This window comes from Pseudomonas sp. HB05 (assembly GCF_016756915.1).
Taxonomy (GTDB): Bacteria; Pseudomonadota; Gammaproteobacteria; order Pseudomonadales; family Pseudomonadaceae; genus Aquipseudomonas; species Aquipseudomonas alvandae.
This window is the reverse complement of the sequence record NZ_JAESPG010000008.1, coordinates 59,420-85,835: the sequence shown is the minus strand read 5'-3', so window position 1 is coordinate 85,835 and position 26,416 is coordinate 59,420. Positions and strand designations below refer to the sequence as shown.

23 protein-coding genes are annotated in these 26,416 nt (G+C 62.6%); 10 read left to right on the top strand and 13 right to left on the bottom strand.

The genetic code is table 11. From position 1 onward, the window contains the following. Positions 1-66: 66 nt before the first annotated feature. Positions 67-828: a YdcF family protein gene (locus tag JMN22_RS09725; protein ID WP_198796721.1), complete on the top strand. Its 762-nt coding sequence runs from the start codon at positions 67-69 to the stop codon at positions 826-828. Between the two features lie 141 nt (positions 829-969). On the opposite strand, the gene lnt is transcribed toward JMN22_RS09725, so the two are convergent. The 5 genes from lnt to miaB form a co-directional block, all read right to left on the bottom strand. Continuing rightward, positions 970-2,493 (bottom strand): apolipoprotein N-acyltransferase, encoded by a 1,524-nt coding sequence (gene lnt, locus JMN22_RS09720; RefSeq protein ID WP_198796722.1) that lies wholly within the window; start codon positions 2,491-2,493, stop codon positions 970-972. Between the two features lie 27 nt (positions 2,494-2,520). Next, on the bottom strand, positions 2,521-3,360 hold the full coding sequence (locus tag JMN22_RS09715) for an HlyC/CorC family transporter (RefSeq protein ID WP_030140361.1): 840 nt from the start codon (positions 3,358-3,360) through the stop codon (positions 2,521-2,523). Between the two features lie 39 nt (positions 3,361-3,399). After that, on the bottom strand, positions 3,400-3,858 hold the full coding sequence (gene ybeY, locus JMN22_RS09710) for an rRNA maturation RNase YbeY (protein ID WP_030140360.1): 459 nt from the start codon (positions 3,856-3,858) through the stop codon (positions 3,400-3,402). Next, entirely contained in the window at positions 3,851-4,861 is a 1,011-nt protein-coding gene (locus JMN22_RS09705) for a PhoH family protein (RefSeq protein WP_030140359.1), read from the bottom strand. The genes ybeY and JMN22_RS09705 overlap by 8 nt, the downstream gene beginning before the upstream one ends. 217 nt (positions 4,862-5,078) lie before the next feature. Next, positions 5,079-6,407 (bottom strand): tRNA (N6-isopentenyl adenosine(37)-C2)-methylthiotransferase MiaB, encoded by a 1,329-nt coding sequence (miaB, locus tag JMN22_RS09700; protein WP_030140358.1) that lies wholly within the window; start codon positions 6,405-6,407, stop codon positions 5,079-5,081. Between the two features lie 134 nt (positions 6,408-6,541). Here miaB and JMN22_RS09695 point away from each other — a divergent pair, with 134 nt between their 5' ends. Further along, positions 6,542-6,871, top strand: a complete 330-nt coding sequence (locus tag JMN22_RS09695; protein ID WP_003185742.1) for a DUF1820 family protein — start codon at positions 6,542-6,544, stop codon at positions 6,869-6,871. Positions 6,872-7,012: 141 nt separating this feature from the next. Here the strand turns inward: JMN22_RS09695 and JMN22_RS09690 are convergent, their stop codons facing one another. The 4 genes from JMN22_RS09690 to JMN22_RS09675 all read right to left on the bottom strand — a co-directional run bounded on the left by JMN22_RS09690 (position 7,013) and on the right by JMN22_RS09675 (position 10,535). Continuing rightward, positions 7,013-7,567: a tetratricopeptide repeat protein gene (locus JMN22_RS09690; protein WP_030140357.1), complete on the bottom strand. Its 555-nt coding sequence runs from the start codon at positions 7,565-7,567 to the stop codon at positions 7,013-7,015. A 218-nt stretch (positions 7,568-7,785) separates the two neighbouring features. Further along, positions 7,786-9,069, bottom strand: coding sequence for a glutamate-1-semialdehyde 2,1-aminomutase (gene hemL / locus JMN22_RS09685; RefSeq protein WP_030140356.1), 1,284 nt, complete (start codon positions 9,067-9,069; stop codon positions 7,786-7,788). A gap of 26 nt (positions 9,070-9,095) precedes the next feature. Continuing rightward, positions 9,096-9,722 carry a thiamine phosphate synthase gene (gene thiE / locus JMN22_RS09680; protein ID WP_030140355.1) on the bottom strand — a complete coding sequence of 209 codons (627 nt, stop codon included), beginning with the start codon at positions 9,720-9,722 and terminating at the stop codon, positions 9,096-9,098. Between the two features lie 15 nt (positions 9,723-9,737). Next, a complete protein-coding gene (locus JMN22_RS09675; RefSeq protein ID WP_198796724.1) occupies positions 9,738-10,535 on the bottom strand; it encodes a hydroxymethylpyrimidine/phosphomethylpyrimidine kinase in 798 nt (265 codons plus the stop codon). A 404-nt stretch (positions 10,536-10,939) separates the two neighbouring features. On the opposite strand from JMN22_RS09675, the gene JMN22_RS09670 reads away from it, so the two are divergent. The 4 genes from JMN22_RS09670 to JMN22_RS09655 all read left to right on the top strand — a co-directional run bounded on the left by JMN22_RS09670 (position 10,940) and on the right by JMN22_RS09655 (position 17,431). After that, positions 10,940-13,324 carry a hybrid sensor histidine kinase/response regulator gene (locus JMN22_RS09670; RefSeq protein ID WP_198796725.1) on the top strand — a complete coding sequence of 795 codons (2,385 nt, stop codon included), beginning with the start codon at positions 10,940-10,942 and terminating at the stop codon, positions 13,322-13,324. 74 nt (positions 13,325-13,398) lie between these two features. Then, entirely contained in the window at positions 13,399-15,048 is a 1,650-nt protein-coding gene (locus JMN22_RS09665) for an acyl-CoA dehydrogenase family protein (protein WP_198796726.1), read from the top strand. A gap of 177 nt (positions 15,049-15,225) precedes the next feature. Next, positions 15,226-16,725: an AMP nucleosidase gene (gene amn, locus JMN22_RS09660; protein WP_187293326.1), complete on the top strand. Its 1,500-nt coding sequence runs from the start codon at positions 15,226-15,228 to the stop codon at positions 16,723-16,725. Between the two features lie 139 nt (positions 16,726-16,864). Next, positions 16,865-17,431 (top strand): pseudouridine synthase, encoded by a 567-nt coding sequence (locus JMN22_RS09655; protein WP_198796727.1) that lies wholly within the window; start codon positions 16,865-16,867, stop codon positions 17,429-17,431. Here JMN22_RS09655 and JMN22_RS09650 read toward each other — a convergent pair. Then, positions 17,426-17,635 carry a DUF2788 domain-containing protein gene (locus JMN22_RS09650; protein WP_003185724.1) on the bottom strand — a complete coding sequence of 70 codons (210 nt, stop codon included), beginning with the start codon at positions 17,633-17,635 and terminating at the stop codon, positions 17,426-17,428. The genes JMN22_RS09655 and JMN22_RS09650 overlap by 6 nt on opposite strands. A gap of 243 nt (positions 17,636-17,878) precedes the next feature. Continuing rightward, positions 17,879-18,358, bottom strand: a complete 480-nt coding sequence (locus JMN22_RS09645) for an Lrp/AsnC family transcriptional regulator (RefSeq protein WP_030140349.1) — start codon at positions 18,356-18,358, stop codon at positions 17,879-17,881. Between the two features lie 413 nt (positions 18,359-18,771). Here JMN22_RS09645 and JMN22_RS09640 point away from each other — a divergent pair, with 413 nt between their 5' ends. Beyond that, a complete protein-coding gene (locus JMN22_RS09640) occupies positions 18,772-19,779 on the top strand; it encodes a DUF6515 family protein (RefSeq protein WP_198796728.1) in 1,008 nt (335 codons plus the stop codon). 136 nt (positions 19,780-19,915) lie between these two features. Here the strand turns inward: JMN22_RS09640 and JMN22_RS09635 are convergent, their stop codons facing one another. Then, entirely contained in the window at positions 19,916-20,809 is an 894-nt protein-coding gene (locus JMN22_RS09635; RefSeq protein ID WP_030140347.1) for a cation diffusion facilitator family transporter, read from the bottom strand. A 23-nt stretch (positions 20,810-20,832) separates the two neighbouring features. After that, on the bottom strand, positions 20,833-21,252 hold the full coding sequence (locus JMN22_RS09630; RefSeq protein WP_030140346.1) for a hypothetical protein: 420 nt from the start codon (positions 21,250-21,252) through the stop codon (positions 20,833-20,835). 95 nt (positions 21,253-21,347) lie between these two features. Here JMN22_RS09630 and hrpB point away from each other — a divergent pair, with 95 nt between their 5' ends. The 3 genes from hrpB to JMN22_RS09615 all read left to right on the top strand — a co-directional run bounded on the left by hrpB (position 21,348) and on the right by JMN22_RS09615 (position 26,356). Continuing rightward, the gene (gene hrpB / locus JMN22_RS09625) at positions 21,348-23,864 is read left to right on the top strand and encodes an ATP-dependent helicase HrpB (RefSeq protein ID WP_198796729.1); all 2,517 of its coding nucleotides are present in this window, start codon (positions 21,348-21,350) and stop codon (positions 23,862-23,864) included. A gap of 100 nt (positions 23,865-23,964) precedes the next feature. Beyond that, a complete protein-coding gene (locus JMN22_RS09620) occupies positions 23,965-25,014 on the top strand; it encodes a LacI family DNA-binding transcriptional regulator (protein WP_030140344.1) in 1,050 nt (349 codons plus the stop codon). A 181-nt stretch (positions 25,015-25,195) separates the two neighbouring features. Beyond that, complete coding sequence (locus JMN22_RS09615; RefSeq protein ID WP_030140343.1) at positions 25,196-26,356, top strand: L-talarate/galactarate dehydratase; 1,161 nt, start codon at positions 25,196-25,198, stop codon at positions 26,354-26,356. Positions 26,357-26,416: the final 60 nt, after the last annotated feature.

Here is a 26,416-nt window from a genome sequence, read left to right as displayed (position 1 = left end):
GTTTTTGGAATCTGTTGTCGCTTTGCGTCAACCCACCTAGGCTTCGGGCATCTATGGAGATGCCCGATGCCGTTTCGCTATTTCATCAAACAACTTTTATTGCCGCCCGGCATTCTTCTACTGCTGTTGGCGCTTGCCTGGTGGTGGCGTCACTCCCGGCCGCGCCTGGCCCGGGTGTGTTTCGCCGCGGGGTTGGGGGGCTTCTGGCTATTGAGCCTGCCGGTGGTGGTGCAATGGAGCGCCTGGACATTGGAGCGCGAGGCGCCGCTACTGCGCAGCGAATGGGCGACCCTGGCCCAGCGCGCCGACGCCATTGTGGTGCTGGGTTCGGGGCGTGAGCGCGGCGACCTGGCGTGGGGCGCCGACCAGCCCACCGGTATCGGCCTGGAGCGCCAGCGTTATGCCGCGCGGCTGGCCAAGGCGTCCGGTTTGCCGGTGCTGACCACCGGTGGCCTGCACTACGGCACTCCGCCCAGCGAGGCGAAGCTGATGGCCGACTCGATGCTCGACGACTTCGGCGTGACCGTGCGTTGGCAGGAGGAGCGCAGCCGCACGACATGGGAAAACGCTCAGATGAGCGCGCAGATTTTGCTGCCCGAAGGGGTGAAGCGCGTGGTGGTTGTGACCCAGGCCTGGCACATGCCACGCGCGGTCTGGAGTTTCGAACGGGCAGGTTTCGAGGTAATCCCGGCGCCGGTGGGCTTCCTGGGCCAGGATAACGCCCGGCCACTGGGCGGCTGGATACCGGAATTCAAGTCGATCTGGCAGTCGGGGCAGCTGATGAATGAAGCGGTGGGACTGGTGGGGTATTGGTTGTTCTACCGCTGATTTATCAAGGTGAACGCTATTGTGGCGAGGGAGCTTGCTCCCGCTGGGGCGCGAAGCAGCCCCTAAAAAGCGGGGCCTGCTGCGCAGTCCAGCGGGAGCAAGCTCCCTCGCCACAGGTTTTTCATCCACATGGGGAAGGAATCAAACGGTCTTGGCCATCCGTCCCGCCATCAGCGCCCAGCCCAGCAGCAACACGCACAAGATGATCAGCGGCCACGAGCGCCATTGCAGGTAAGGCGTCAGGTCGTGCATCGGCACCACGTCGCCATAGAGGATGCCGCGTTCGAATTGCGGGATGCTGGCGGTGATCTGGCCAAACGGGTTGATCAGGCCGGTGACGCCGTTGTTGGTGGCGCGAATCATCCAGCGACCCGCCTCCAGCGCACGCATCTGCGCCATCTGCAGGTGTTGCAACGGGCCGATCGAGGTGCCGAACCAGGTGTCGTTGCTGATGGTCAGCAACAAATCACTGCGCGCCGAAAGGCTGGCGGCGAATTCCGGGTAGACCACCTCATAGCAGATAAAGGGCGCGATCTGGTATCCCTTGGCCTGCAGCAACGGCTGGTCAGCCGGGCCACGGGCAAAATCCGACATGGGCAGGTCAAAAAACGCGATCAGCCCGCGCAGCAGGTCCTGCAGCGGCACGTACTCGCCGAAGGGCACGAGCTTTTGCTTGAGGTAAGTCCCGTCGCCTTCACCCGTTACGGTGATGCCATTGAAGTAGCGTTTTTCGTGGCGCACCAGTTGGCGAATCGGCACGCCGGTAATCAGCGCCGAGTGCCGCTCGGCGGCAAAACTGCCCATCATGTCCAGGTAGCCCTGGGCGGACTCCTTGAGCACGGGCACGGCGGTTTCCGGCCAGATCAGCAGGTCGACACGCTTGGAGGTGAAACTCATGTCGCGGTACAGCGCCAACTGGGCGTTGAGCTGTTCCGGGTCCCATTTCATGCTTTGTTCGATATTGCCCTGGATCGCGGCGACGCTCAGCGGATCGCCCGAAGGACTGGTCCAGGCATGCCCTTTAAGCGCCATGCCGGCGAGCCATGGGCCAACCAACAGCGCCACGCCCGCGACGATGAAGCCTTTGCGCCCGGACCCCACCAGCCGGGGCGCGTTGTACAGCAGCGCGGCGGTCAGGGCCAGGGTGAAGGAAATCAGCCACATCCCACCCAGCGGCGCGAGGCCGGCCAGTGGGCCGTCGAGCTGGCTGTAGCCGGAGTAAAGCCAGGGGAAACCGGTCAGGAACCAGCCGCGAAACGCCTCCTGGCCCAGCCACAGCGCGGCGAACGCCAGGGCATCGGCCAAGGGCGCTTCGCTGCGCCGCAGCCAACGTGCCCAGAGCCAGGCGGGCAGGGCAAAGAACCAGGCGATGGCGGCGATGAACAACAGCATCAGCAACCCGGCGAGCAACACCGAGGCGCCACCGAAGTTATGGATGCTGACATAGATCCAACTGGTGCCCGCGCCAAACAGGCCGAAACCGAAACACCAGCCACGTCCCAGCGCCTGGCGTGGCGAGAGCTCGCGCAAGCCCGCATAGAACAGCCCGACCGCCAGCAATGCCAGCGGCCAGATATTGAAGGGCGCCAGGGCCAGGGTGGTGATCGCGCCGGCCGCCACGGCCAGCAGGTTACCGGGCCAGCCGGGGCGGGTTATCCAGCGCATTTGAATCCTTAGCGGGTCTCGCAGGGTTTAACGGGCAATGGGTGACAGGCGCAGCAGATGAATCCGGCGGCTGTCGGCATTCAGGATGCGGAAGCGCCAGGAACCGATCTCGGTGGTTTCGTTGCGCTTGGGCAGGTGTCCGAAAGCACTCATCACCAGGCCGCCGACGGTGTCGAACTCATCGTCGGAAAATTCGCTGTCAAAAAACTCGTTGAAGCTATCGATCGGCGTCAGCGCCTTGATCAGGAAGTCGCCGCTGGGCAGTGGCTTGATGTAGCTGTCTTCCTCGACGTCATGCTCATCCTCGATGTCGCCGACGATCTGTTCGAGCACGTCTTCGATGGTGACCAGCCCAGCCACGCCGCCGTATTCGTCGATGACGATGGCCATGTGGTTGTGGTTGGCGCGGAATTCACGCAACAGAACGTTCAGGCGCTTGGACTCGGGCACGAAGGTGGCCGGACGCAGCAGGTCCTTGATGTTGAAGCTGTCGCCGTTCTCCTGGAGGATCAGCGGCAGCAGATCCTTGGCCAGCAGCACGCCCATGACATCGTCATGGCTTTCGCCGACGACCGGGTAGCGCGAGTGGGCGGAGTCGACCACGGCGGGCAGGAACTCGCGGGGTGTCTGGGTCGCCTTGATGCTGATCATCTGCGAGCGCGGGACCATGATGTCCCGCACTTGCAGGTCAGCGACCTGGATGGCGCCCTCGACGATGGCCAGCGCTTCGCTGTCCAGCAGTTTGTTCTGGTGTGCATCGCGCAGCAGCTCAAGCAGCTCCTGGCGGTTTTTCGGCTCATGGGCAAAAGCCTGGGTGAGCTTGCCCAGCCATGACTTATGCCCGTTGGTCGATCGATCTTCGCTCATAGCGATTACTCTGAATCCTTTGTCGTTACAGTTGATGTATCAATGTTCGTCGTCGGCGTAAGGGTCGGGATGCCCCAGTTCGGCAAGCAACGTCCGTTCCAGTCCTTCCATCTCCTCGGCTTCGTCATCTTCTATATGGTCGTAACCCAATAGATGCAAGCAGCCGTGAATGACCAGATGTGCCCAATGGGCTTCCGGGGACTTGCCTTGCTCGGCGGCTTCACGCTCCACCACCGGGACGCAGATCACCAGGTCGCCCAGCAATGGAATGTCGAGCAACTCGTCGGGAACGTCGGCGGGGAAGGACAGCACGTTGGTGGCGTAGTCTTTCTGTCGCCAGGTGCGGTTGAGCTCACGGCCTTCGGGTTCGTCCACCAGGCGAATGGTCAGCTCCGAATCGGCGCTGCGCTGGCGCAGGGCCAGCTCGCACCATTGGCGGAACAGGGCCTCGCTGGGGGCAGTGTGGTCGCTGGCCAGTTGCAGGTCGAGTTCAAGCATTGCGGCCATTGCCTTTGCTGTCGGCCAGCTCTTCCTCGGCGCGATGCTCGAAACGCTCGTAGGCTTCGACGATGCGCTGCACCAACGGATGGCGCACGACGTCCTTGGGCATGAAATGCGTGAAGCTGATGCCCGGCACGTCCTTGAGGACCTGGATCACGTGGTTCAGTCCGGACTTGGTGCCACGGGGCAGGTCGACCTGGGTGATGTCCCCGGTAATGACGGCGGTGGAGCCGAAGCCGATCCGCGTCAGGAACATCTTCATCTGTTCGACCGTGGTGTTCTGGCTTTCATCGAGGATGATGAAGCTGTTGTTCAGCGTGCGACCGCGCATGTAGGCCAGCGGCGCGACCTCGATGACCTGGCGCTCGATCAGCTTGGCGACGTATTCGAAACCGAGCATTTCGTACAGCGCGTCATAGAGCGGACGCAGGTATGGGTCGATTTTCTGGGCCAGGTCGCCGGGCAGGAAGCCGAGCTTTTCGCCCGCCTCGACAGCCGGACGCACCAGCAGGATGCGTCGTACCTGTTCGCGCTCCAGCGCATCGACGGCGCAGGCCACGGCCAGGTAGGTCTTGCCGGTACCGGCCGGGCCGATGCCGAAGTTGATGTCGTTGGCCAGGATTTCCTTCACGTAGCGCTGCTGATTCAAGCCGCGTGGGCGAATCATGCCTTTTTTCGTGCGCAGGGCCACGGCAGGTTCGGAAGGGGCGTGGTTGTCGAGTTCTTCGACCGCCGATTCCTGCAGGAACAGGTGGACCATGTCCGGAGACAGCTCGCTCGCCTTGGTTTCCCGATAGAGGCGGCGCAGCAGGTTTTCCGCGGAGGAGGTGTGCTTGGGTTCGCCGATCAGCTCGAACTGGTTCCCGCGGTTGCGGATCTCGATGGCCAGGCGCTGTTCGATCAAGCGTAGGTGCTCGTCGAATTGCCCGCACAGATTGGCGAAGCGGCGAGCCTCAAAGGGCTCGAGTATGAAACGATGAGGTTCGATGGGTGCGTTCAAGGTCGTTTTTAGCCGCCCAGGGGCAATTAAGGTGAAATCAAGGATAACGCCAGTAGGCTGGGTGCGAAAGCTCTTAAACAGTCGAATCTGATGACAGGGTTTGGCACGATCCACTGTGGGAGCGAGCTTGCTCGCGATGGCGGCCCCACATTCAACCTGAGTATTGGCTGTGATACCGCTATCGCGAGCAAGCTCGCTCCCACAGGGGATTGTGTTGTTACTGGACCAGCGAACCGCGCAGCGAGTGCGGTTGCGCGGCGTCGATGTGCACGTCGGCGAACTGGCCGATCAAGGCCGGTGTGTCGCAGCGGAAGTTGACGATGCGGTTGTTCTCGGTGCGGCCCTGCAATTCGCCTGGGTCTTTTTTCGAGTAATCGGTGACCAGGATCCGCTGGACCGAACCGACCATTTGTCGGCTGATCTCGAAACCCTGTTGGTTCAGGCGGTGCTGCAAGGCGTTGAGTCGTTCCTTTTTGACTTCTTCCGGGGTTTCGTCCGCGAGATCGGCCGCCGGGGTCCCGGGGCGTTGGCTGTAGACGAAAGAATAGGAGAAGTCGAAGCCCACGTCTTCGATCAGCTTCATGGTCTGCTGGAAGTCTTTCTCGGTTTCGCCAGGGAAGCCGACGATAAAATCCGAGCTGATGCAAATGCCCGGCACGGCGGCGCGCAGCTTGCGCAGTTTGGATTTGTATTCCAGCGCCGTGTGGTTGCGCTTCATGGCGGCGAGGATCCGGTCGGAGCCCGATTGCACTGGCAGGTGCAGGTGCTTGACCAGCTCCGGGACCTCGGCGTGGGCCTGGATCAGGCTGTCGGAAAATTCCAGCGGATGGGACGTGGTGTAGCGGATTCGGTCGATACCGTCCACCGCCGCCACCACGCGGATCAGCTCGGCGAGATCCGCCAGGCGCCCGTCATGGGTCAGGCCGCGATAGCCATTGACGTTCTGCCCCAGCAAGGTCACTTCGCGCACGCCGTTTTCGGCCAGGTGGATGATCTCTGCGATCACGTCGTCGAACGGCCGGCTGACTTCTTCGCCGCGGGTATAGGGCACTACGCAGAACGTGCAGTACTTGCTGCAGCCCTCCATCACCGAGACATAGGCGCTGGGACCGTCGATACGCGGCTCGGGCAGGTGGTCGAATTTTTCGATCTCGGGGAACGAAACGTCGACTTGCGGCAATTTGGTTACGCGCGCGGCGTCGATCATTTCCGGCAGGCGGTGCAAGGTCTGCGGGCCGAAGACTACGTCCACGTACGGTGCACGATCGCGAATCGCCGCGCCTTCCTGGCTGGCCACGCAACCGCCCACGGCGATGACCATCTCCGGGTTGGCGAGCTTCAGTTCGCGCCAGCGGCCCAGTTGGGAGTACACCCGGTCCTGAGCACGTTCGCGGATCGAACAGGTGTTGAGCAGGATCACGTCCGCGTCTTCGGCGCGGGCGGTGACTTCCAGGGCCTGGTGTTCGCCCAGCAGATCGACCATGCGCGAGCTGTCGTACTCGTTCATCTGGCAACCGTGGGTTTCGATGTAAAGCTTCTTGGCCATGGACGGGTTCATCACGTGATTCAAAGAACCGCGCATTATAGGGAACAAGTCCCGCTGTTCCTACCGCTGTGCGAGCAGTGGCTATGCTATAGTTCGCGCCCTCATTTTTTACCCGCCGATGTGTTTCGCCAGCCATGACCAAACGTGAAGCTCCAATCTACAAGGTGATTTTCCTCAACCAGGGCCAGGTGTTCGAAATGTACGCCAAGCAGATCTATCAAAGTGATCTGTGGGGTTTCCTGGAAGTCGAGGAATTCGTCTTTGGCGAGCGCACGCAAGTGGTCGTCGACCCGAGCGAAGAAAAGCTCAAGGCACAATTCGAAGGCGTGGTGCGCAGCTTCGTGCCAATGCATTCGATCGTGCGCATCGATGAGGTGGAGCGCCTCGGCACGCCAAAAATCAGCGAAGCCCGCGGCGCGGTCGGCAATGTGATGCCGTTTCCGATGCCGATGCCTGAGAAGTAGGATTCAAGATCGGGTTGCTCCCAATCGCGAGCAAGCTCGCTCCCACAGTGGGGGCTTTGTGAACACAAGATTTGTGTACACCAGCGATCCAGTGTGGGAGCGAGCTTGCTCGCGAAGGGGCTGGCAAGGTCAAAGCAAAAATCAGGGCAATGGCGAGAACGGCGTGCGCCCATCGGCGTTCTGCAATTCCATCAGGTATTTGCGAAAGATCTGCCCCAGCACCTGGGTCGCCACTTCGAGTTCGTCGCGGGGCATCTGCTCGGCGACTTCATCAGCGGTGTCCAATGCCTCTTCAGCGCCGTTGACCGCCGCCATCTTCAAGACGATATAAGCCTGGACATTGTTGGCCGGCACGCCTTCACCATGGAAGAACATGCCACCCAGCTTGTATTGCGCCTGGGCATGGCCTTGCAGCGAGGCTTTTTCGAAGTAGCTGAGGGCTTGCTTGAGGTCGCGGGGCGCGGCCTTGCCGTCGTAGTAGAACTCGCCCAACTCGTATTGCGCTTGCGCGTCGCCCGCGTCGGCCGCTTTTCGACAGGCGTCGAGTGCCGGTGCGAGATCTTGTGGCTGGGTGTTGAGCGTGCAACGGCCCATCGCCGGGATCAACAACGAGTTACCGCCTGCCTGTGCATTCGCGAGCAGGGGCTGAAGGAGCAACAGGCAGCCCAGGGCAAGGGTGCGGCCGGTGCGGTTCATGGGAATCGACTTACCTCTGAGGGGCGCGTGGACCCTCCGGGGGATCCAATAAGCGCGCATTATGAAATAAGCGGGGCCATCCTTACAAAGTCTTTACTCGTTTTTCTGCTGCGATGGAACGGCAGGAACGGCTTATGGGGCAAATATGTAGGAAAACAACGCGGGTTACATGGGCAATCGCTGACGCTGGTGTGAGCCAGCGTCAGTTATCCACAGGCTTATTTCAGCGCCGCGAAGGCGCGCTCGGCCGCGTCGAGTGTGATCTTCAACTCGGCGTCGCCATGGGCGATGGAGGTGAAGCCGGCTTCGAACGCGCTCGGCGCGAGGTAGACGCCACCTTCGAGCATCAGGTGGAAGAAGCGCTTGAAGCGGTCAGAGTCGCTGGCCATCACGTCGTCGAAGGTCACGATGTCATCGGCGCCACTGAAATACAGGCCGAACATGCCACCGGCCTGGGTGGTGACGAACGGAATGCCCGCCGCATCGGCACGTACCTGCAAGCCATCGAGCAGGCGCGTGGTGAAGTCGGTCAATTCGGCATGGAAACCCGGGCGGCTGATCAGGCGCAGGGTGGTCAGGCCGGCAGCCATGGCCAGCGGGTTGCCCGACAGCGTGCCGGCCTGGTAGACCGGGCCCAGCGGTGCGATGCACTCCATGATCGCGCGCTTGCCGCCGAAGCAGCCCACCGGCATGCCGCCGCCGATGATCTTGCCGAAGGTGCTCAAGTCCGGCGTCACACCGTAATGGGCCTGGGCGCCGCCGAGGGCGACGCGGAAACCGGTCATCACTTCATCGAAAATCAACACCACGCCATGCTGGTCGCACAGGCTGCGCAGGCCTTCGAGGAAGCCTGGCGCCGGCGGCACGCAGTTCATGTTGCCGGCCACCGGCTCGACGATGATGCAGGCCACTTCCTGGCCGACTTCGCCGAGCATCTTCTCGACTTCTTCAAGATCGTTGAACGGCAACGTCAGGGTGTGCTTGGCGAACGCCGCCGGCACGCCCGCGGAGCTGGGCACGCCTTGGGTCAGCGCGCCGGAACCGGCCTTGACCAGCAGGCTGTCGGAATGGCCGTGATAGCAGCCTTCGAACTTGATGATGCTGTCGCGGCCGGTGTAGCCGCGGGCCAGGCGAATCGCGCTCATGGTCGCTTCGGTGCCGGAGCTGACCATGCGCACCATTTCCATCGACGGCACGATGGAGCAGACCAGGTCGGCCATTTCGGTTTCCATCGCCGTCGGCGCGCCGTAGGACAGGCCGTGTTCCAGCTGCTTGCGCACGGCATCCAGCACGTCAGGATGGCTGTGGCCGAGGATCATCGGACCCCACGAACCCACATAGTCGACGTAGCGCTTGTCGTCTTCGTCGGTGACGTATGCGCCTTCGGCATGCTTGAAGAACAGCGGGGTGCCGCCGACGCTCTTGAACGCACGAACGGGCGAGTTCACGCCGCCGGGGATGTGTTTCTGGGCGTTGGCAAACAGGGTTTCGGAACGGGACATGGTTGGGCTCTCGAAAACGGAAATGACTATTTGATGAGCAGCAGGTCGTTGAAGGCGCGGGCGCGGCGCGTCACTTCAGCGGTGCTGTCGGCGCCGAACAGGCCATGGACCACCGCGAGCAGATCGACCCCGTGGGCCACCAGAGGGGCGGCGTTTTCCAGGGTGATGCCGCCGATCGCGCAAATCGGTACATGCAATTTGATGCGGGCCTGTTCGAGCAGTTCAAGGTTTGCGCTGGGCGCGCCGGGCTTGGTGCTGGAGTTGAAGAAGCGCCCGAACGCGACATAGCTGGCGCCTTCGTTGACGGCCTGTTCGGCCAATTCCAGGCTGGCGTGGCAGGTGGAGCCGACGATTGCCTTGTGGCCCAGCAACGCCCGCACCGGTGCCAACGGGCCATCGGTCTGGCCCAGGTGGACGCCGACGCCGAGGCGCGCGGCCAGTTCGGCGTCATCGTTGATGATCAGTTGGGTCTTGTAGCGCTCGCACAGGTTGCGCAGGGCTTCGGCTTCCCGCAGGCGCCGGGCCTCGTCGCTGCTTTTGTCGCGGTATTGCAGCAACGTCACGCCGCCTTCCAGCGCCGCTTCGACATAAGCGAGGAATTTGCCGGCCAGCAACTGGCTATCGGTGACGGCATAAAGGCCACGTAATTTCATTCCAAGGCTCCTGTGCTACGAGCAGAAATCCAGCGGCAGGCGACGCGGTACGAACTGGCCTTTGCCCAGTTGCTCGGCGTCGCGCAGGGTGCGCCAGGTGTAGTCCAGCGCTGTCTTGACCGCGCTGGCGAGCTGTTCGCCCTGGGCCAGCCTGCCGGCAATGGCGCTGGCGAGGGTGCAACCGGAACCGTGATAACTGCCAGGCAAGCGCTGGCAGGTGAACGTTTCGCGGCGTCCGTCGCGGCTGTACAGGCGATTATGGACTTCATGCTCGTCGCCGTGACCGCCGGTGATCAGCAGGTGCTTGACGAAGGGCAGCAGTTTTTCGGCGCATTCATCGGCGCTGCCTTCTGGCAGTTCGGCGAGGATGCGCGCTTCAGGCAGGTTGGGCGTGGCGATGATCGCCAACGGCAGCAGGCGCTCGCGCATGGCGTAGCCGACTTCATCCTTGCCCAGCCGTCCACCGCCACCGGCGCGCAGCACCGGGTCGCAGACCATCGGCAGATGCGGGTGCGCCTGGAGCAGCTCGACCACTGTGTCGACCATTTCCAGCGAGCCGAGCATCCCCAGCTTGACCGCCGCCACGGGCGAATCGTTGAGCACGGCATTGGCTTGCGCCAGCACCCACTCGCGATCGAGTACGCGGAAATCGCTGACGTTGACAGTGTCTTGCACGGTCAACGCGGTAACCGCCGGGGCGGCATGACAGCCCTGGGCGAGCAGGGCTTCGATATCTGCCTGCAAGCCGGCGCCACCACTGGGGTCGTGGCCGGAGAGACAGAGGACAACGGGGCGAGAGCTGTAGATATTCATGGTGCGCGAGCTTATCACCAAACCTCTTTTATTGGTGATCAGGCTCAGAGGGTTTTACACGACGTGTCTGCTGGCGATTGCTTGTGTGGCGAGGGAGCTTGCTCCCGCTGGGGCGCGAAGCGCCCCCCGGTTTTTGGGAGTGCTGCGCACTCCAGCGGGAGCAAGCTCCCTCGCCACAATGGCTCTCCAGTACCAACCTGACCAAAGCAACAGCTCTATCTCAATGCTTGGCGCTGAGACGCCCGTCCTAGAGCCTTTTGTCGGAAAAATTTCCATGGTGCAAATTGGCCATCAACGGCTATGCTAGGGATGGATCCAACCAATAACAGGTAATGCCGGTGTTACGTCTACTCAGGGAATGGGGGGCTTCCTGACTCAACCGGACAGGCCACGCTGGGGCTTAAATGCGCTATTTGCTGATGTTGCTGTTGTGCTTGTCCCCCTTGGCAAGCGCCCTCGAATTCGATGAATTTACCCAGAGCCTGCCCTTGGGCAACGCCCTGCAAGTCTTTGAAGACGCCAGCGGCACGGATTCCATCGATGACGTCCTGGCCCAGGCTGCGGCCGGTCGCTTCAAACCCCATGACAAAGCCACGTTGAACGCCGGTTATTCACGCTCGGCGTTCTGGCTGAAAATCGACTTGCACTATCGTCCGGGCAATCCCGGCGCCCAGCGGACCTGGCTGTTGGAGCTGGCATATCCACCATTGGATCACCTGGACCTGTATCTGGCCGATGGCACCGGAGCGTATCGCCTGGTCCGCCAGACGGGCGATGCGCTGCCGTTCGCCCGTCGCGAGATTCGCCAGAACAATTACCTGTTCAGCCTGGACTTCCAGCCCGATCAACGTCAGACCGTCTACCTGCGGCTGCAAAGCGAGGGCTCGATCCAGGCGCCACTGACGCTGTGGTCGAGCACCGCTTATCTGGAACAACAGCCGTTGCGCCTGTATGTGCTGGGGATCATTTATGGCGTGTTGCTGGGCATGCTGGTCTACAACCTGTTCATTTACCTGAGCGTGCGCGACACCAGCTACCTGTATTACATCTTCTACATTGCCTCGTTCGGCCTGTATCAATTGTCGGTCAATGGCGCGGCGGTCGAATATTTCTGGCCGGACAATCCCTGGTGGGCCAACGCCGCGACGCCGTTCTTCATCGGCTGCGCGGGCCTGTTCGGCAGCCAGTTCGCCCGCAGCTTCCTGCAGACCGCGCAACACAGCCGCTGGCTCGACCGGTTGCTGCTGGCGCTGATTGCCTACGGCGCGGTGGTGGTGGGCTTGTCATTGATGACCAGCTACGCCCTGGCGTTGCGCCTGGCAACCGCATTGGCGCTGGTGTTCACCGTGGTGATTTTCGCCGCCGGGCTGTTCGCCTGGTGGCGTGGCCTGCGGGTCGCGCGTTATTTCATCATCGCCTGGTCGGCGTTCCTGCTGGGCGGCATCGTCAACACAATGATGGTGCTCGGTTATCTGCCGAACATCTTCCTGACCATGTACGCCAGCCAGATTGGCTCGGCCATCGAGGTGGCGCTGTTGTCCCTCGCCCTGGCCGACCGCATCAACGCCATGCGCGAGCAGCAGGCCCAGACGCTGTTCGACGCCGGGCAGAAACTGGAAGTGCTCAACCAGCAACTGGCCCAGGGCAACAAACTCAAGGATGAATTCCTCGCCACCTTGACCCATGAGTTGCGCACGCCGATGAACGGCGTGATCGGCTCGCTGGAATTGATGGAAACCGTCGAAATGGACGAGGAGTTGACCCAGTACCAACAGACCGCCGCCGGTTCGGCGCGGGACATGATGCGCATGGTCAACGGCATCCTTACGCTCACCGAGTTGCAGGCCGGCAAACTCAAGGTCTACCCGGCGCCGTTCAGCCTGCGCGGTGTGATTGACGCGTTGCAGGTGCAGTTCGGTGCCAACGCGGCGGCCAAGGGCCTGGATTTCAAGGTCGACATAAACCCCGGCCTGGCAGACCGGCTGTTGGGTGACAGCGGCAAACTGGCCCAGTGCCTGGAATGCCTTCTGGACAACGCCATCAAGTTCACCCGCTCAGGGGGCGTCGCGTTGCGGGTCAGCGGGCGTCCGTCGGAGCTCGATCGCCTGGTGTTGTCCTTCGCCGTGATCGACACCGGCATCGGTTTTACCGACCTTGGCGAAGCAACCTTGTACCAGCGCTTTTTCCAGCTCGACGGTTCGATGACCCGCGAATACGGCGGCCTCGGCGTGGGCCTGGCGATCTGCCGACAGCTGGTCGAATTGCTCGGCGGTCGCCTGACCCACACCTCCGAGCCGGGGCGCGGCAGCCGTTTCCAACTGGACGTGGCGTTCGATCTCGCGCTGCCGGCGGGTGTCCCGAGCCCTTTTTCGTTCAGCGGGCGCCGGGATTCGCGTGAGCCCCAGGATTGCACGGTGCTGTTGGCGGATGACAACAACATCGATCAGTTGGTCATGCGCGGCATGTTGCTCAAGCTGGGCTACCGGGTGCGTACCGTCGACAGTGGTCGGGCTGCCTTGGATGTGCTGCAGGTCGAAAGTTTTGACGCAGTGCTCCTCGATTGCCAGTCATCGCCCCAGGATGGCGTGTCAGTCGGCTGCCAGATTCGGGCGCTGGCCGGTTGCGAGGATTTGCCCGTGCTGGTAGCCAGTCCGCGTCATGATGCAGCTTGCTGCCCTTCGGGAGCCTTGATCGACTATCTGGGCAAACCGGTGAAATTCGAGGTGTTGCAAGCCGTTTTGCAGCGGCGAGTACTTTGTCCGAAACAGGGTGAAAGCGCCGATATTTAGGCGGGTATGCCACTTTGATCGATCAGGAGGCGATGCTTAACTGAATCCCTGCTGGCCGACCAAGGAGCCCCGTCATGAACCTGCACCAGTTCGCCGAAACCCACGACGTCACCAATCAGCCGCCGTCCCTGGACGGTGCCAACCTGTATCGCATCGACCTGCCGCTGCAACAGTGGTCGCAGCGTTTCGGCGCCGGTTGGGCGCAGGGGCGGATCGATGCCTACGGTGCGCTGGCGGGTGGGCCGCTGATGGAGGCCGGGTTCCTGGCCAACCAGAACAAACCGGTGTTTTCCAGCCATGACCGCTACGGCCATCGCATTGACCTGGTGGAGTTTCATCCCGCGTATCACCAGTTGATGCGCACCGCCATCGAGCATGGCCTGCCCAGCCTGCCGTGGGCTCATCCGCAACCCGGCGCCCATGTCGCCCGCGCTTCCATGACTTACCTGCACAGCCAGGCCGAAGCCGGCACTGGTTGTCCCTTGACCATGACCTTCGCCAGCGTGCCGGCGCTGCGCCTGCAGCCGGACCTGGCCGAGCGCTGGGTGCCGAAGGTGCTCGCCACCGAATACGACCCGCGTAACGTCGGCATGGCCCACAAGGCCGGCGTCACGCTGGGCATGGCGATGACCGAAAAACAGGGTGGCACCGACGTGCGGGCCAATACCACCAAGGCTTTTCCAGTGGGCGCCAGCGGGCCGGGGCAGGCCTATGAACTGGTCGGCCATAAATGGTTCTGCTCGGCACCGATGTGCGATGCGTTCCTGACCCTGGCCCAGACCGACAAGGGCCTGACCTGTTTCCTGCTGCCGCGCCATCGCCCGGACGACACGCGCAATCAGTTCTACATCCAGCGGCTGAAAAACAAGCTGGGCAATTGTTCCAATGCGTCCAGCGAAGTGGAGTTCCGCGGAGCCCTGGCCTGGATGGTCGGGGAAGAGGGCCGGGGCGTGCCGACAATCATCGAGATGGTCGCCATGACCCGCTTCGATTGCATGGTCGGTTCCAGCGCCCTGATGCGCCAGGCGCTGACCCAGGCCAGTCACCACTGCGCGCACCGCAAGGTCGGTGGCAAAGTCTTGAGCGAACAGCCACTGATGCAGAACGTGCTCGCCGACCTGGCGCTGGAAAGCGAATCTGCATTGGCCCTGAGCCTGCGCATGGGCCGGGCGCTGGACCATCTGGACGACGAGCACGAAGCCAAGTTCGCCCGACTGGTGACGGCGGTGGGCAAGTACTGGATCTGCAAGCGCGCCCCCGCAATGATCAACGAAGCCGCCGAATGCATGGGCGGCGCCGGCTACGTCGAAGACAGCATCCTGCCGCGCCTGTATCGGGAGGCACCGGTCAACTCGACGTGGGAAGGTTCAGGCAACGTGCAATGCCTCGATGTATTGCGCGCCTTGTCCAAGGAGCCAGGCGTGCTGGAAGTGCTGTTCAACGAACTGGGCGACGGTCATGGGGACAAGCGCCTGGCCACCCATATCGACCAATTGCACGCGGCGTTCAAGGACACCGACGACATCCAGTACCGCGCCCGGCAATTGACCGAAGACATCGCCGTAGGCCTGCAAGCGAGGTTGCTGCTCGAAGCGGGGAACAGTGATGTCAGCGATGCCTTTATTGCCAGTCGCCTTGGATCCGGCGCCAGGGTCTACGGCGCATTGCCCCGTGGCTTGAATGTAGAGGCGATCATTGCGCGCTCGAGTCCGCAGGGTTTCTAAGAAGGTTCAGGTCGGCACATGCCCCTGTGGGAGCGGGCTTGCTCGCGAAAGCGTCGGTACATTCAACCTCTGTGTTGTCTGACACACTGCTTTCGCGAGCAGGCTCGCTCCCACAAGAAGCTCCGCGAAAGATCAACCAATACGCCACTGTTCCCGTCGGACCACGATGCAGGCAAGATGAAGGCCTGCAAGTCAGAACACAGGAAGCTGATCGTGACCGAAGCGTTTATTGTCGTTCAAACCGCCGAACAAGCCGTGGATCGTCTCGCGGCCCTGCATGAGCGTGCGACCACCGCGCTGAACCAGGCGCTCAAGCGCTACCTCAAGGACCGCATCGAGCCGGATGCCGAGCAACGGGCCTTGTTTCGCTACCCGGCCCTGCGCCTGACCTACCATTGCCACGGCGAAGTCCCGCAAACCACCCGCGCCTACGCCAAGGTCCAGTTGCCGGGCACTTACAGTGTCACCGTCACTCATCCATCCGCGTTCCGCAAATACCTGCTGGAACAGCTCGTGCCGTTGATGCACGACTTCACCGTCACGGTCGAGGTGGGCGTCAGCGAGCAGAACATTCCTTACCCGTACGTGGTTGAGCAGGGCGATGAGCTCGCTGGCTCCGGTGTCACCGCCGCCGTGCTGGCGCGGGTGTTCCCGAGCACCGACTTGTCGGCCGCCACCGATGGCATCGCCGATGGCCTCTACGATTGGGAAAACACCGACCCGTTGCCCCTGGCGCTGTTCGACGCCGCCCGGGTGGATTTCTCCCTGCGCCGGTTGGTGCACTACACAGGCAGCGACTGGCGCCATGTGCAGCCGTGGATCCTGCTGACCAACTACCACCGCTATGTCGACCAATTCATCGTCCATGGCCTTGAGCAATTGCGCAGCGACCCGCGTTTCGTGCGCATGGTCTTGCCGGGCAACGTGATCATCGACAAGAACATGGACCACGGCGAAGCCTCGGCCATCGCCGCCGGCGTGGTCTGGCACCGCTACCAGATGCCGGCCTATCACTTGCAGGCCAGCGACGGCCACGGCGTGACCCTGGTGAACATCGGCGTCGGCCCGTCCAACGCCAAGAACATCACCGATCACCTGGCCGTGCTGCGCCCGCATTGCTGGCTGATGATCGGACACTGCGGCGGCCTGCGGCAGTCCCAGACCATCGGCGATTACGTGCTGGCCCACGCCTACATGCGCCGCGATGGGATTCTCGACCGGGTGGTGCCGCCGAACATCCCGATCCCGGCCCTGGCCGAAGTGCAACTGGCGCTTCAGCAGGCGGCAGCGAACGTGACTGGCGAGAAAGGCGACGAGCTGAAAAAGCGCCTGCGCACCGGCACCGTGCTGACCTACGACGACCGCAACTGGGAGCTGCGCTGGGCCCAGGAGCGCCCGTTGATCAACCTGTCCCGCGCGGTGGCGGTGGACATGGAAAGCGGTACCATCGCCGCCCAGGGTTATCGTCTGCGGGTACCTTATGGCACGTTGCTGTGCGTTTCGGACAAGCCGCTGCACAGCGAGATCAAGCTGCCGGGTTCTGCCAACGCTTTTTATGAGCGGGCGGTCAACCAGCACCTGAAGATCGGGATCGCGGCGGTGGACCTGCTGCGCACCGAGCTCAATTCGTTGCACTCGCGCAAGCTGCGCAGCTTCGACGAGCCGCCGTTCCGCTGATCGGATGGTGGTCATTTAACGGTCGGGCCACTAGCATGGTCGGCCCTGACCGTTAGATGTTGTCGCTGCCATGCCTCGTCCTCCACGTCCCGTTTCCCGCCGCCCTGGCGCGAAGCCTCCAGCCTCCGCCCCGCGCCGTGTGGCCAAGGCGCCTCCGGCCGAGCCGAAGCTGATCCTGTTCAACAAACCCTTTGATGTGCTGACGCAATTCAGCGACGGCGAAGGGCGGGCGACGCTCAAGGATTTCATCGACGTGCCCGGCATCTACCCGGCCGGTCGACTGGACCGCGACAGCGAAGGGCTGCTGTTGTTGACCAATGACGGACAACTGCAGGCGCGCATCGCCGATCCCAAGCACAAGCTGGCCAAGACGTACTGGGTGCAAGTCGAGGGGGAGCCGAACGACGAACAGCTGCAGCGCCTGCGCGATGGCGTGGAGTTGAACGATGGCATGACGCTGCCGGCCGAGGCCCGCCCAATGGAGGAACCGCAATTGTGGCCGCGCAACCCGCCGGTGCGCTTTCGCAAAAGTGTGCCGACGAGCTGGCTGGAGCTGGTCATACGCGAAGGACGCAACCGCCAGGTACGACGCATGACCGCCGCGGTAGGCTTGCCGACCTTGCGCCTGGTGCGTGTCAGGATTGGCGACTGGACGCTCGAAGGGCTCGACCAGGGCCAGTGGAAGGAAGTGCCGGCGCGCTTATAACGCGCCGGATTCGATCAGGCCGATCACCACGCTCTTGATGACGAATGCCGCGACGCCGAGGCCCAGCACGAAAAACAGGATAAACGAGCCAAAGCGCCCGGCCTTGGACTTCTTCGCCAGGTCCCAGACGATGAAACCCATGAAAATGATCAGGATGCTGACCAGGCCGGTCATCATCCACTCTTCGAAAACAGCAGGATCCATCGGGGCACTCCGGCGTTGGCGGGGTTGGAAAGGCGGGGCGAGTATAAGGCATGGGGGCGGGGCGCAGGATTGGGCTGCGGCGGTGTGTCGCAGCTGTTCATCTGAACTCGGACTCAGCAGCGCTTGAATTGACTGTGGGAGCGGGCTTGCTCGCGAAAGCGGTCTGTCAATCAGCAAAAATGTTGAATGTGCCGTCGTCTTCGCGAGCAAGCCCGCTCCCACAGTAGATGGGCATGAAAGCGGTTAGCTACGCAGATGCGTCAACGGTAATTCAGTGCTGTTTAGCACCTGGTTCAACACAAAACTCGAGCGCACGCTGGTGACCCCTTCGATTCGGGTCAGGTGCCCCAGCAACAGTTTCTGGTAATGGTCCATGTCCGGCACCACCACCTTGAGCTGGTAGTCCGCGTCGATGCCGGTCACCAGGCTGCACTCCAGTACTTGCGGCAGGCTGCGGATCGCGGCTTCGAAGGTCTCGAAGCGATCGGGGGTATGGCGGTCCATGCCGATCAGCACGTAGGCCGTCAGGCTCAGGCCCAGCATCTTGCGGTCGAGCAGGGCGACCTGGCGGGTGATGTAGCCGTCGTCCTCCAGTTGCTTGACTCGCCGCGAGCACGGGGAGGGCGACAAGCCGATGCGCTCGGCCAATTCCTGGTTGGAGATACGCGCGTCGCGCTGCAATTCCGCCAGAATGCTCAGGTCGTAACGGTCGAGTTTGCTCATCGAACGGGCCTTTATTCGGTTAATTGCGGAAGATTATCCATCCAAGGGTAAAAATTGCGCAAGTGGTGTTTATTCAAGCAATCTTCGCAATCCCCTGCCGGCGCCCCGGGCTTATGCTTACCACCAAGATCACTGCTCGGACAAACAGTCCAGTGCAGCCCGCCCAATCCGGCCGGCTGCGGTCGCAGTACCCACCGGTACTGGCAGACCCCCGAGCTGCACACTGTCCAGAAGACGGCGTGAGGTGAGCCGACGTCATAAGCGTCGCGCACGGACGAAGTTCTCAAGGGGAGGCCGACGGGCCTCCCTTTTTTATGCCTGCGAAATAAACCTCGCGCCTGATAACCTGTCGCAGAACCGGCCTGGGCTTTTCCAGTCTTATTTGCAGGCCCCGAACCGTTGTGAGGAATTTCATGAAGTCGCGCATCTGGCGTTTGGCAGGTGTTGGTCTGTTGTGGGCAAGTGTCAGTGCGCAGGGAGTGGCCGACGATCAGCAAAACCGTGGCGGCCCCGACGGTGGTCACGGCCAGGACGGGCGAGGCGGCAACGGCCAGGGTTATTCAGGCCAACCCAGGCAGCAAAGCAACGAGATCATCCGGGGCGACAACAGCCGACAGTTCGAGGTCAAGCCGCAATACCAGGGCGGACAACGCTACGAACGGCCGCCGCAGGACCCCAACGTCCAAGGTCGCCCGCCGCAGCAGCCACCGGGCAATCATTTGCCGATCCAGGGGCGGCCCGACAGCGTGACCCAGACCCGTGAACCGCAACCGGGGTACTACCGCGATATTCCGCGCCGCAACGACGGCTATCCGAACGGCGGGCCTCGTCCTGGTCATGAGGGGCGTCCCGAGCAACATTGGCCCGGTCGGCCGGACGGGCATGGCAATGGCTGGGGCCCGGGGCCGCAGTATCGGCCTGGGTATGTGATCGATCGTTTCCCGGATCGCAACTACCGCGTGCCTTATCGCGGCCAGGATTATTTCTATTCCGGTGGCTACTGGTATCGCCCGCAAGGCCCGCGTTATGTCGTGGTCCAGCCGCCACGGGGGATTCGCACGCGCTATCTGCCGGACTATGCCCGTGAGGTCTGGGTCGGCAGTTCGCTGTTCTTCCTTGCCGCCGGCGCGTATTACATCTACGAAGCCAATACCCGGGATTACGTCGTGGTCGAGGCGCCAGCCGCCAACCCGCAGCCACAACCCCAGGGCAACAGTTTTGACGTGGTGGCTTACCCGGCCAACGGCCAGTCTCCCGAGCAGGTCAACCAGGACGGCTACGATTGCTATCGCTGGGCGGTGCAGCAGAGTGGTTTCGATCCGCGCAACTACACCTACCCACCGGCGCCGGAGGTGGTGCAGACCTATCGCCAGGCAGAGGGGAGTTGCTTGAGTAGCCGTGGGTATCAAGTGACGTACTGAGTTCTGATGGAGCCGGTATTGCTCTTGTGGCGAGGGAGCTTGCTCCCGCTGGCCTGCGCAGCAGGCCCTGTATTTTACGGTCGTTGCGCAACCGAGCGGGAGCAAGCTCCCTCGCCACGGGGCCCGGTGCTCGGCATCAAGCGCTGGTGGGCTTCACCACTTCCAGCGGATCGGCATGCACCAGCACTTCGGCCTTCGGATACGCGCGGTGAATCGCGTCGGCGGCCTGGTCGCTGATGCCGTGGGCGACTGACAAGGTCAGTTCCCCCGGCAATTCCAAGTGCAACTGCACGAACCAATGGTTGCCGGAGATCCGCGTGCGCAGGTCATGGGCACCGACCACGCCGGGTACGGCGCATGCCAGTTCCAGCATGTGCTGGCTGACGTCCGGTGGCAGTTCTTCATCCATCAGCACCGCGAAGCTTTCCCGGGCGATCTGCACCGCGCTCCACAGAATATAGAGGGCGATCCCCAGGCCGAACCAGGCGTCGAGTTGATACCAACCGAACCCGGCCAGGACCAGCGCGACCAGGATGCTGCCGTTGAGCAACAAGTCCGAACGGTAATGCAGCGAATCGGCGCGCACCGCGTTGGAGCCGGTGGCGCGCACGACCCGATGCTGCAACGCCAGCAGCGCCAAGGTGAGCACCAGGGAAAACACGATCACGCCGACGCTCAGCCAAGGCGCTTCCACGGGCAACGGGTTTTTCAGCCGCTCGAAGGCCTGCAAGGCAATCAGCACCGCACTGCCGCCGATAAACAGCGCCTGGGCCATGCCCGCCAAGGACTCAGCCTTGCCATGCCCGTAGCGGTGATCGTCGTCGGCAGGGCGCAGCGCGTAATGCACCGCCAGCAGATTGAGCAACGAAGTGACGCCGTCCAGCGCCGAGTCGGTCAGGCCGGCGAGCATGCTCACCGAACCGCTCAACCACCAGGCCAGCGCCTTGGCGGCGACAAGGATAAGCGCCACGGCCACCGACGCCCGGGTGGCCAGGCGTAGCAGGCGAGCGTGTTCGGCACCAGTGGTCATGACGCGATCATCCTTGGGTTGCTTCAAGCAGCGGGTTTCAGACCGAGGGTGGCCAGTTGTTGAACGTTGCCCTTGTGCTGGATCAGGCGTGGATCGTCCAGCGGGAAGCTGCGGCCCAGTTCGCTTTCAAGGATGGCTTGCAGCTTGTGATTGTTGACCGTGCCGTCGGGGTTGATGGCTGGCTTGAGTTTCTCCGGGTCGATCTGGACGCTCTTGCCCGGCTCGAAATAAATCGCGCCGGTGGCGAAGTCCACGGCAAAGGCGATCAGGCCGGGGATGATGTAGAACAACAGGCCGACGGCATCGAGCGCGGCGATGGCCGGGTCGATCTTGCCTTCGATCTGGCCGCGACGGTCCGGGTAGAAGATCGAGCCACACGCGCTGATCTGGGTCAGCAGGGTGGCGACCAGGACGCCGCCGATCACGCGAAAGGGAATACGCATAGCAATCTCCTGAGCAGGTATGGGCGTTGCTGGTTGGAGTCCAGACCACGCTAAACAGTTCGCCGTTATACTCGGCCCTCTGTTTTGGAGCCAGCATGATTTCCTTGCCGATTGATGAAGTTTTACCCGCGCTGCGCCAAGCCCTGGCCAAGCGCCACGAAGCGGTGCTCGAAGCGCCCCCTGGCGCTGGTAAAACCACCCGTGTTCCCTTGGCCCTGTTGAACGAGTCCTGGCTGGCCGGGCAGACCATCCTCATGCTCGAACCCCGACGCCTGGCGGCACGGGCGGCGGCCGAGCGGCTGGCCAGCGAACTCGGGGAAAAGGTCGGTGAAACCGTCGGCTACCGGATTCGCCTCGACAGCAAGGTGGGGCCTCATACGCGCATTGAAGTGGTCACCGAAGGCATCCTCACCCGTCGCCTGCAGGACGATCCGGCATTGGAAGGCGTTGGGCTGCTGATTTTCGATGAATTTCACGAGCGCAGCCTTGACGCCGATCTGGCGCTGGCCCTGAGCCTCAATGGCCGGGAGCTGTTTCGCGAAGAGCAGCCGCTGAAGATCCTGTTGATGTCCGCGACCCTGGAAGGCGAGCGTCTGGCCGGACTGCTGGACGACGCGCCGATCCTGCGCAGCGAAGGGCGCATGTTCCCGGTGGCGGTGCGCTGGGGCCGGCCATTCCAGCCTGGGGAATTTATCGAGCCGCGACTGGTGCAGACCGTGCTCGAGGCGCTGCACGATGAAACCGGCAGCGTGCTGGTGTTCCTGCCTGGGCAAGCGGAAATCCGTCGCGTTCATCAACAATTGGCCGATGCCCTCGGCGACGGCGGCAACGTGTTGCTGTGCCCGTTGCATGGCGAACTGGACCTCGCTGCCCAGCGCGCCGCCATCGATCCGGCGCCGCCCGGCCAACGTAAAGTCGTGCTGGCCACCAACATCGCCGAGACGAGCCTGACCATCAACGGTGTGCGGGTAGTGGTGGACGCCGGGCTCGCCCGCGTACCGCGATTCGATCCGGGCAGCGGCATGACCCGTCTCGATACCCAACGCATCTCCCGGGCTAGCGCGACCCAACGGGCCGGTCGAGCCGGGCGCCTGGAACCAGGGGTGTGCTATCGGTTGTGGTCCGAAGACCAGCACGAACAGTTGGCCGCCTACGGCAGCGCCGAGATTCTTTCGGCGGACCTGGCCGGGTTGGCCCTGCAATTGGGGCGTTGGGGCGTGACGCCGCAGCAGTTGGTGTGGCTCGACGTTCCGCCGACCGCCGCGTATGCCCAGGCCCAGGATCTGTTGCAACGTCTCGGCGCACTCGATGGCGGCCAACTGACCCGCCACGGCCAGGCCATGGCCGAGCTGCCGGCTCATCCACGTATCGCACACTTGCTGTTGCGTGGCCAGGCGCTGGGGTTGGCGGACATGGCTTGCAACGTGGCGGCGCTGCTTGGCGAGCGCGACATCCTGCGCGGCGCCGGCGCAGATCTGCACAGCCGTCTGGTCTTGTTGTCCGGCGAGGAGCGAGCGGCACGCGGCGCCCAAGGTGGCGTGCAGCGGGCCCGGCAATTGGCCCGGCAATATCGCGGCTATCTACGGGGCAAGGCCGGGGAAGCCGTCGCCGATCCCGATCATCCACGCTGGCTCGGTGCATTGTTGGCGTTGGCCTATCCGGATCGTGTCGCCCAGCAACGGCGCCCCGGCGGTGCGGAGTATCGCCTGGCCAATGGTCGTGCGGCGCTGTTCGCCGAGGCGGATAGCCTGATGAAACAAGCGTGGCTGGTGATCGCCGAATTGGGCAGTCGCCAGGGCCAGCGGGAGGAGCGGATTTACCTGGCGACGGATTTCGACCCGGCGCTGTTCGATTCAGTGCTGGCCGAGCAGGTGCAGACGGTCGATCAACTGGACTGGGACGAGCGCGAAGGCGTGCTGCGGGCCGAACGCCAGCGCAAGGTCGGCGAACTGGTGCTCAGCCGCGAGCCGCTGGCCGGGCTGGATGAAGCAGCCCGCAGCCAGGCGCTGGTCAACCTGGTGCGGCGCAAGGGCCTGGAGCTGCTGCCGTGGACGCCGGAGTTGCGGCAATGGCAAGCGCGCGTGGCGCTGTTGCGCCGGCTCGACCTGGAGGCCAAGGGCGAAAGCGAATGGCCGGATGTCAGCGACACGGCATTGCTGGGCAGTCTCGAGGATTGGTTGATGCCGTATCTGGGACGCGTCTCTCGACTCAGTCATTTCGCGAACCTGGATTTGTCGAGCATCGTCCACAACCTGCTGCCCTGGCCTTTGCCGCAACGCCTGGACGAACAGGCGCCCCACCATTTGAACGTGCCTTCGGGATCGTCGATTCGCCTGGATTACAGCGAGCATCCGCCAATCCTTGCCGTGCGCTTGCAGGAGCTTTTCGGCTTGGCCGATACCCCGCGCATCGCCGGCGGACGGCAGGTGGTCAAGCTGCACCTGCTGTCGCCGGCGCGTCGGCCGGTGCAAGTGACCCAGGATTTGGCGAACTTCTGGCGCAGCACCTATGCCGAGGTGAAGAAGGATCTCAAGGGGCGCTATCCCAAGCATTACTGGCCGGATGATCCGTTGGTGGCGGAAGCGACGGCGCGGGTCAAGCCGCGCAAGTGAAAATCCCCGGCTTGGCCAGGGTCGCAGATGGTAAATTCACCGACGGATAAGCTGCTTTTCCACGCAGCCTCGGTTACTCAGCTCCAGATTTGGACATGTCATGGCAAAGAAACCCGCAACGCCCACCACTGAAGCATCGATGACAGCGGCCAACAAAGGGGCCAGCTTGACATTGATCGATGTGGCAAAGATTGCCGGGGTCTCGCCAATGACCGTTTCCAGGGCCTTGCATCGACCGGAGCTGGTGAGCGAGAACACGCGGGAAAAGGTCCGGGAGGCGGTGCGCCAGTCGGGTTATGTGCCAAACATGCTGGCCGGTGGCTTGGCGAGCAACAAAAGCCGCCTGGTGGCGATTTTCCTTCCCACTATCGCTAACTCCATTTTTGCAGACACCGTGCAATCGTTGATGGACCGCCTGACCCAGGCGGGCTATCAGACCCTGCTGGGCCTTACAGGCTATAGCGCAGAGCAGGAAGAAAAACTGTTGGAGGCGGTACTCGGCCGGCGTCCGGATGGCATCGTACTGACCGGTACGCTTCACACCGAATCAAGCCGCTTGCGCCTCGCTCAGGCGGGTATTCCCGTGGTTGAGGCCTGGGACTTGAGTGAGGACCCTTTGGACATGCTGGTGGGTTTTTCCCACGAAAAGGTGGGGGAGGAGACCGCGCGACACCTGGTGAAAAAGGGTTACAGGCGATTTTCCGTGGTGACCATCAGCGACCCCCGGGGTCTGCGCCGTTGCAACAGCCTTATCGCCGAGCTGAAACGCCAGGGAATCGAGCAAGTGCCCATGGAAATCCTGGCGCCACCTGCCACGCTCGAAGTCGGGCGAGAGGGGCTTCGGCGACTGCTGGACCAATCACCGCGGCCCGACATCGTGGTGTGCAGCTCGGACACCGTGGCTCAAGGCGTTTTGGCCGAAGCCGCCAGCCAAGGCTTGAATGTGCCCGGCGACCTTGCCGTCATGGGGTTCGGGGATCTGAGCAGTGCCGCGCAGGTCTACCCGGCGTTGTCGACTGTCAGCGTCGACGGCAAGCGCATCGGCTTGCAAGTGGCCGAGGCGCTGCTTGAGCGATTCGAAAACCCTTTGGCCCAGAAAACGGTGCGGATTGACACCGGTTTCACCTTGATCGACCGCGCGAGCACCTGAATTGAAAATCTGTTTATCGGTTGCCTTCGGTTGAATGATTGCGCAATCAGTGTAGTATCCATTCAAAGGTCTTCGGTTTTATCGAGCGAGGGCTTTTTTTTGATCAGCCTATGATTGCGCAATCATAGGCTGGCAGGAGCTTCCACACCTGAACGCTTTTCAATGTCCAAGGAGCGCACACATGTTCGTATCAAAAGACCTCCCCAAGTCCTCCGATGACGACCGTATTGCCTGGGTTCGTGTCGCTTCGGTGATCTTGCCGCTGGCCAATCCGATCAGTGATGCCAAGGTGCTTACCGGGCGGCAGAAACCGATGACCGAGATCGCCATCCTCTTCGCTGAAATTGAAACCCTCGAGGGGCATCGTGGCCTCGGCTTCAGTTACTCGAAACGTGCCGGCGGACCGGGGCAATTCGCCCATGCCAAGGAAATCGCCCCGGTGCTGATCGGCGAAAACCCGAGTGACATTTCCAAGCTCTGGACCAAACTCTGCTGGGCTGGCGCCTCGGTGGGCCGCAGTGGCATGTCGACCCAGGCCTTGGGGGCGTTCGACGTGGCGTTGTGGGACCTGAAAGCCAAGCGCGCCAACTTGTCGCTGGCCCGTTTGCTCGGCGCCCAACGCGATTCGGTGCGTTGCTACAACACCTCGGGAGGCTTTCTCCATACCCCGCTGGATCAACTGATGAAAAATACCGACGTGTCCCGCGAAAAGGGCATCGGTGGTATCAAGTTGAAAGTCGGACAACCGGATTGTGCCCTCGACATTGAGCGGGTCAGCACGGTGCGCAAGCACCTGGGTGACAACTTCCCGCTGATGGTCGATGCCAACCAGCAATGGGATCGGCCGACGGCCCAGCGCATGTGCCGCCAGTTCGAGGCGTACAACCTGATCTGGATCGAGGAACCCCTGGACTGCTATGACGCCGAAGGCCACGCCGCGTTGGCACAACAATTCGATACGCCGATCGCCACGGGTGAAATGCTCACCAGCGTCGCCGAGCACGCCGAATTCATCAAGCTGCGCGGCGCGGACTTCTTGATGCCGGACGCGCCACGAGTGGGCGGCATCACCCCTTACTTGAAGGTCGCGTCGATGGCTGAGCAAGCGGGCCTGATGCTGGCCCCGCATTTCGCCATGGAACTGCACGTTCACCTGGCGGCAGCCTATCCGACCGAACCCTGGGTCGAGCACTTCGAATGGCTTGAGCCTTTGTTCAACGAGCGCCTGGAGACCCGTGACGGCCGGATGCTCGTCCCCACCCGTCCCGGTTTGGGGCTGACGCTCAGCGAACAAGTCAAGCCGTGGACGGTTCAGGAAACCGAGGTGGGTGCCCGTCCCTGAGGAATCTCCTCGGTTCGGCAGTGGATAGGTTAGCGAGGCTCTATCCAGAGCCTCCTTGAA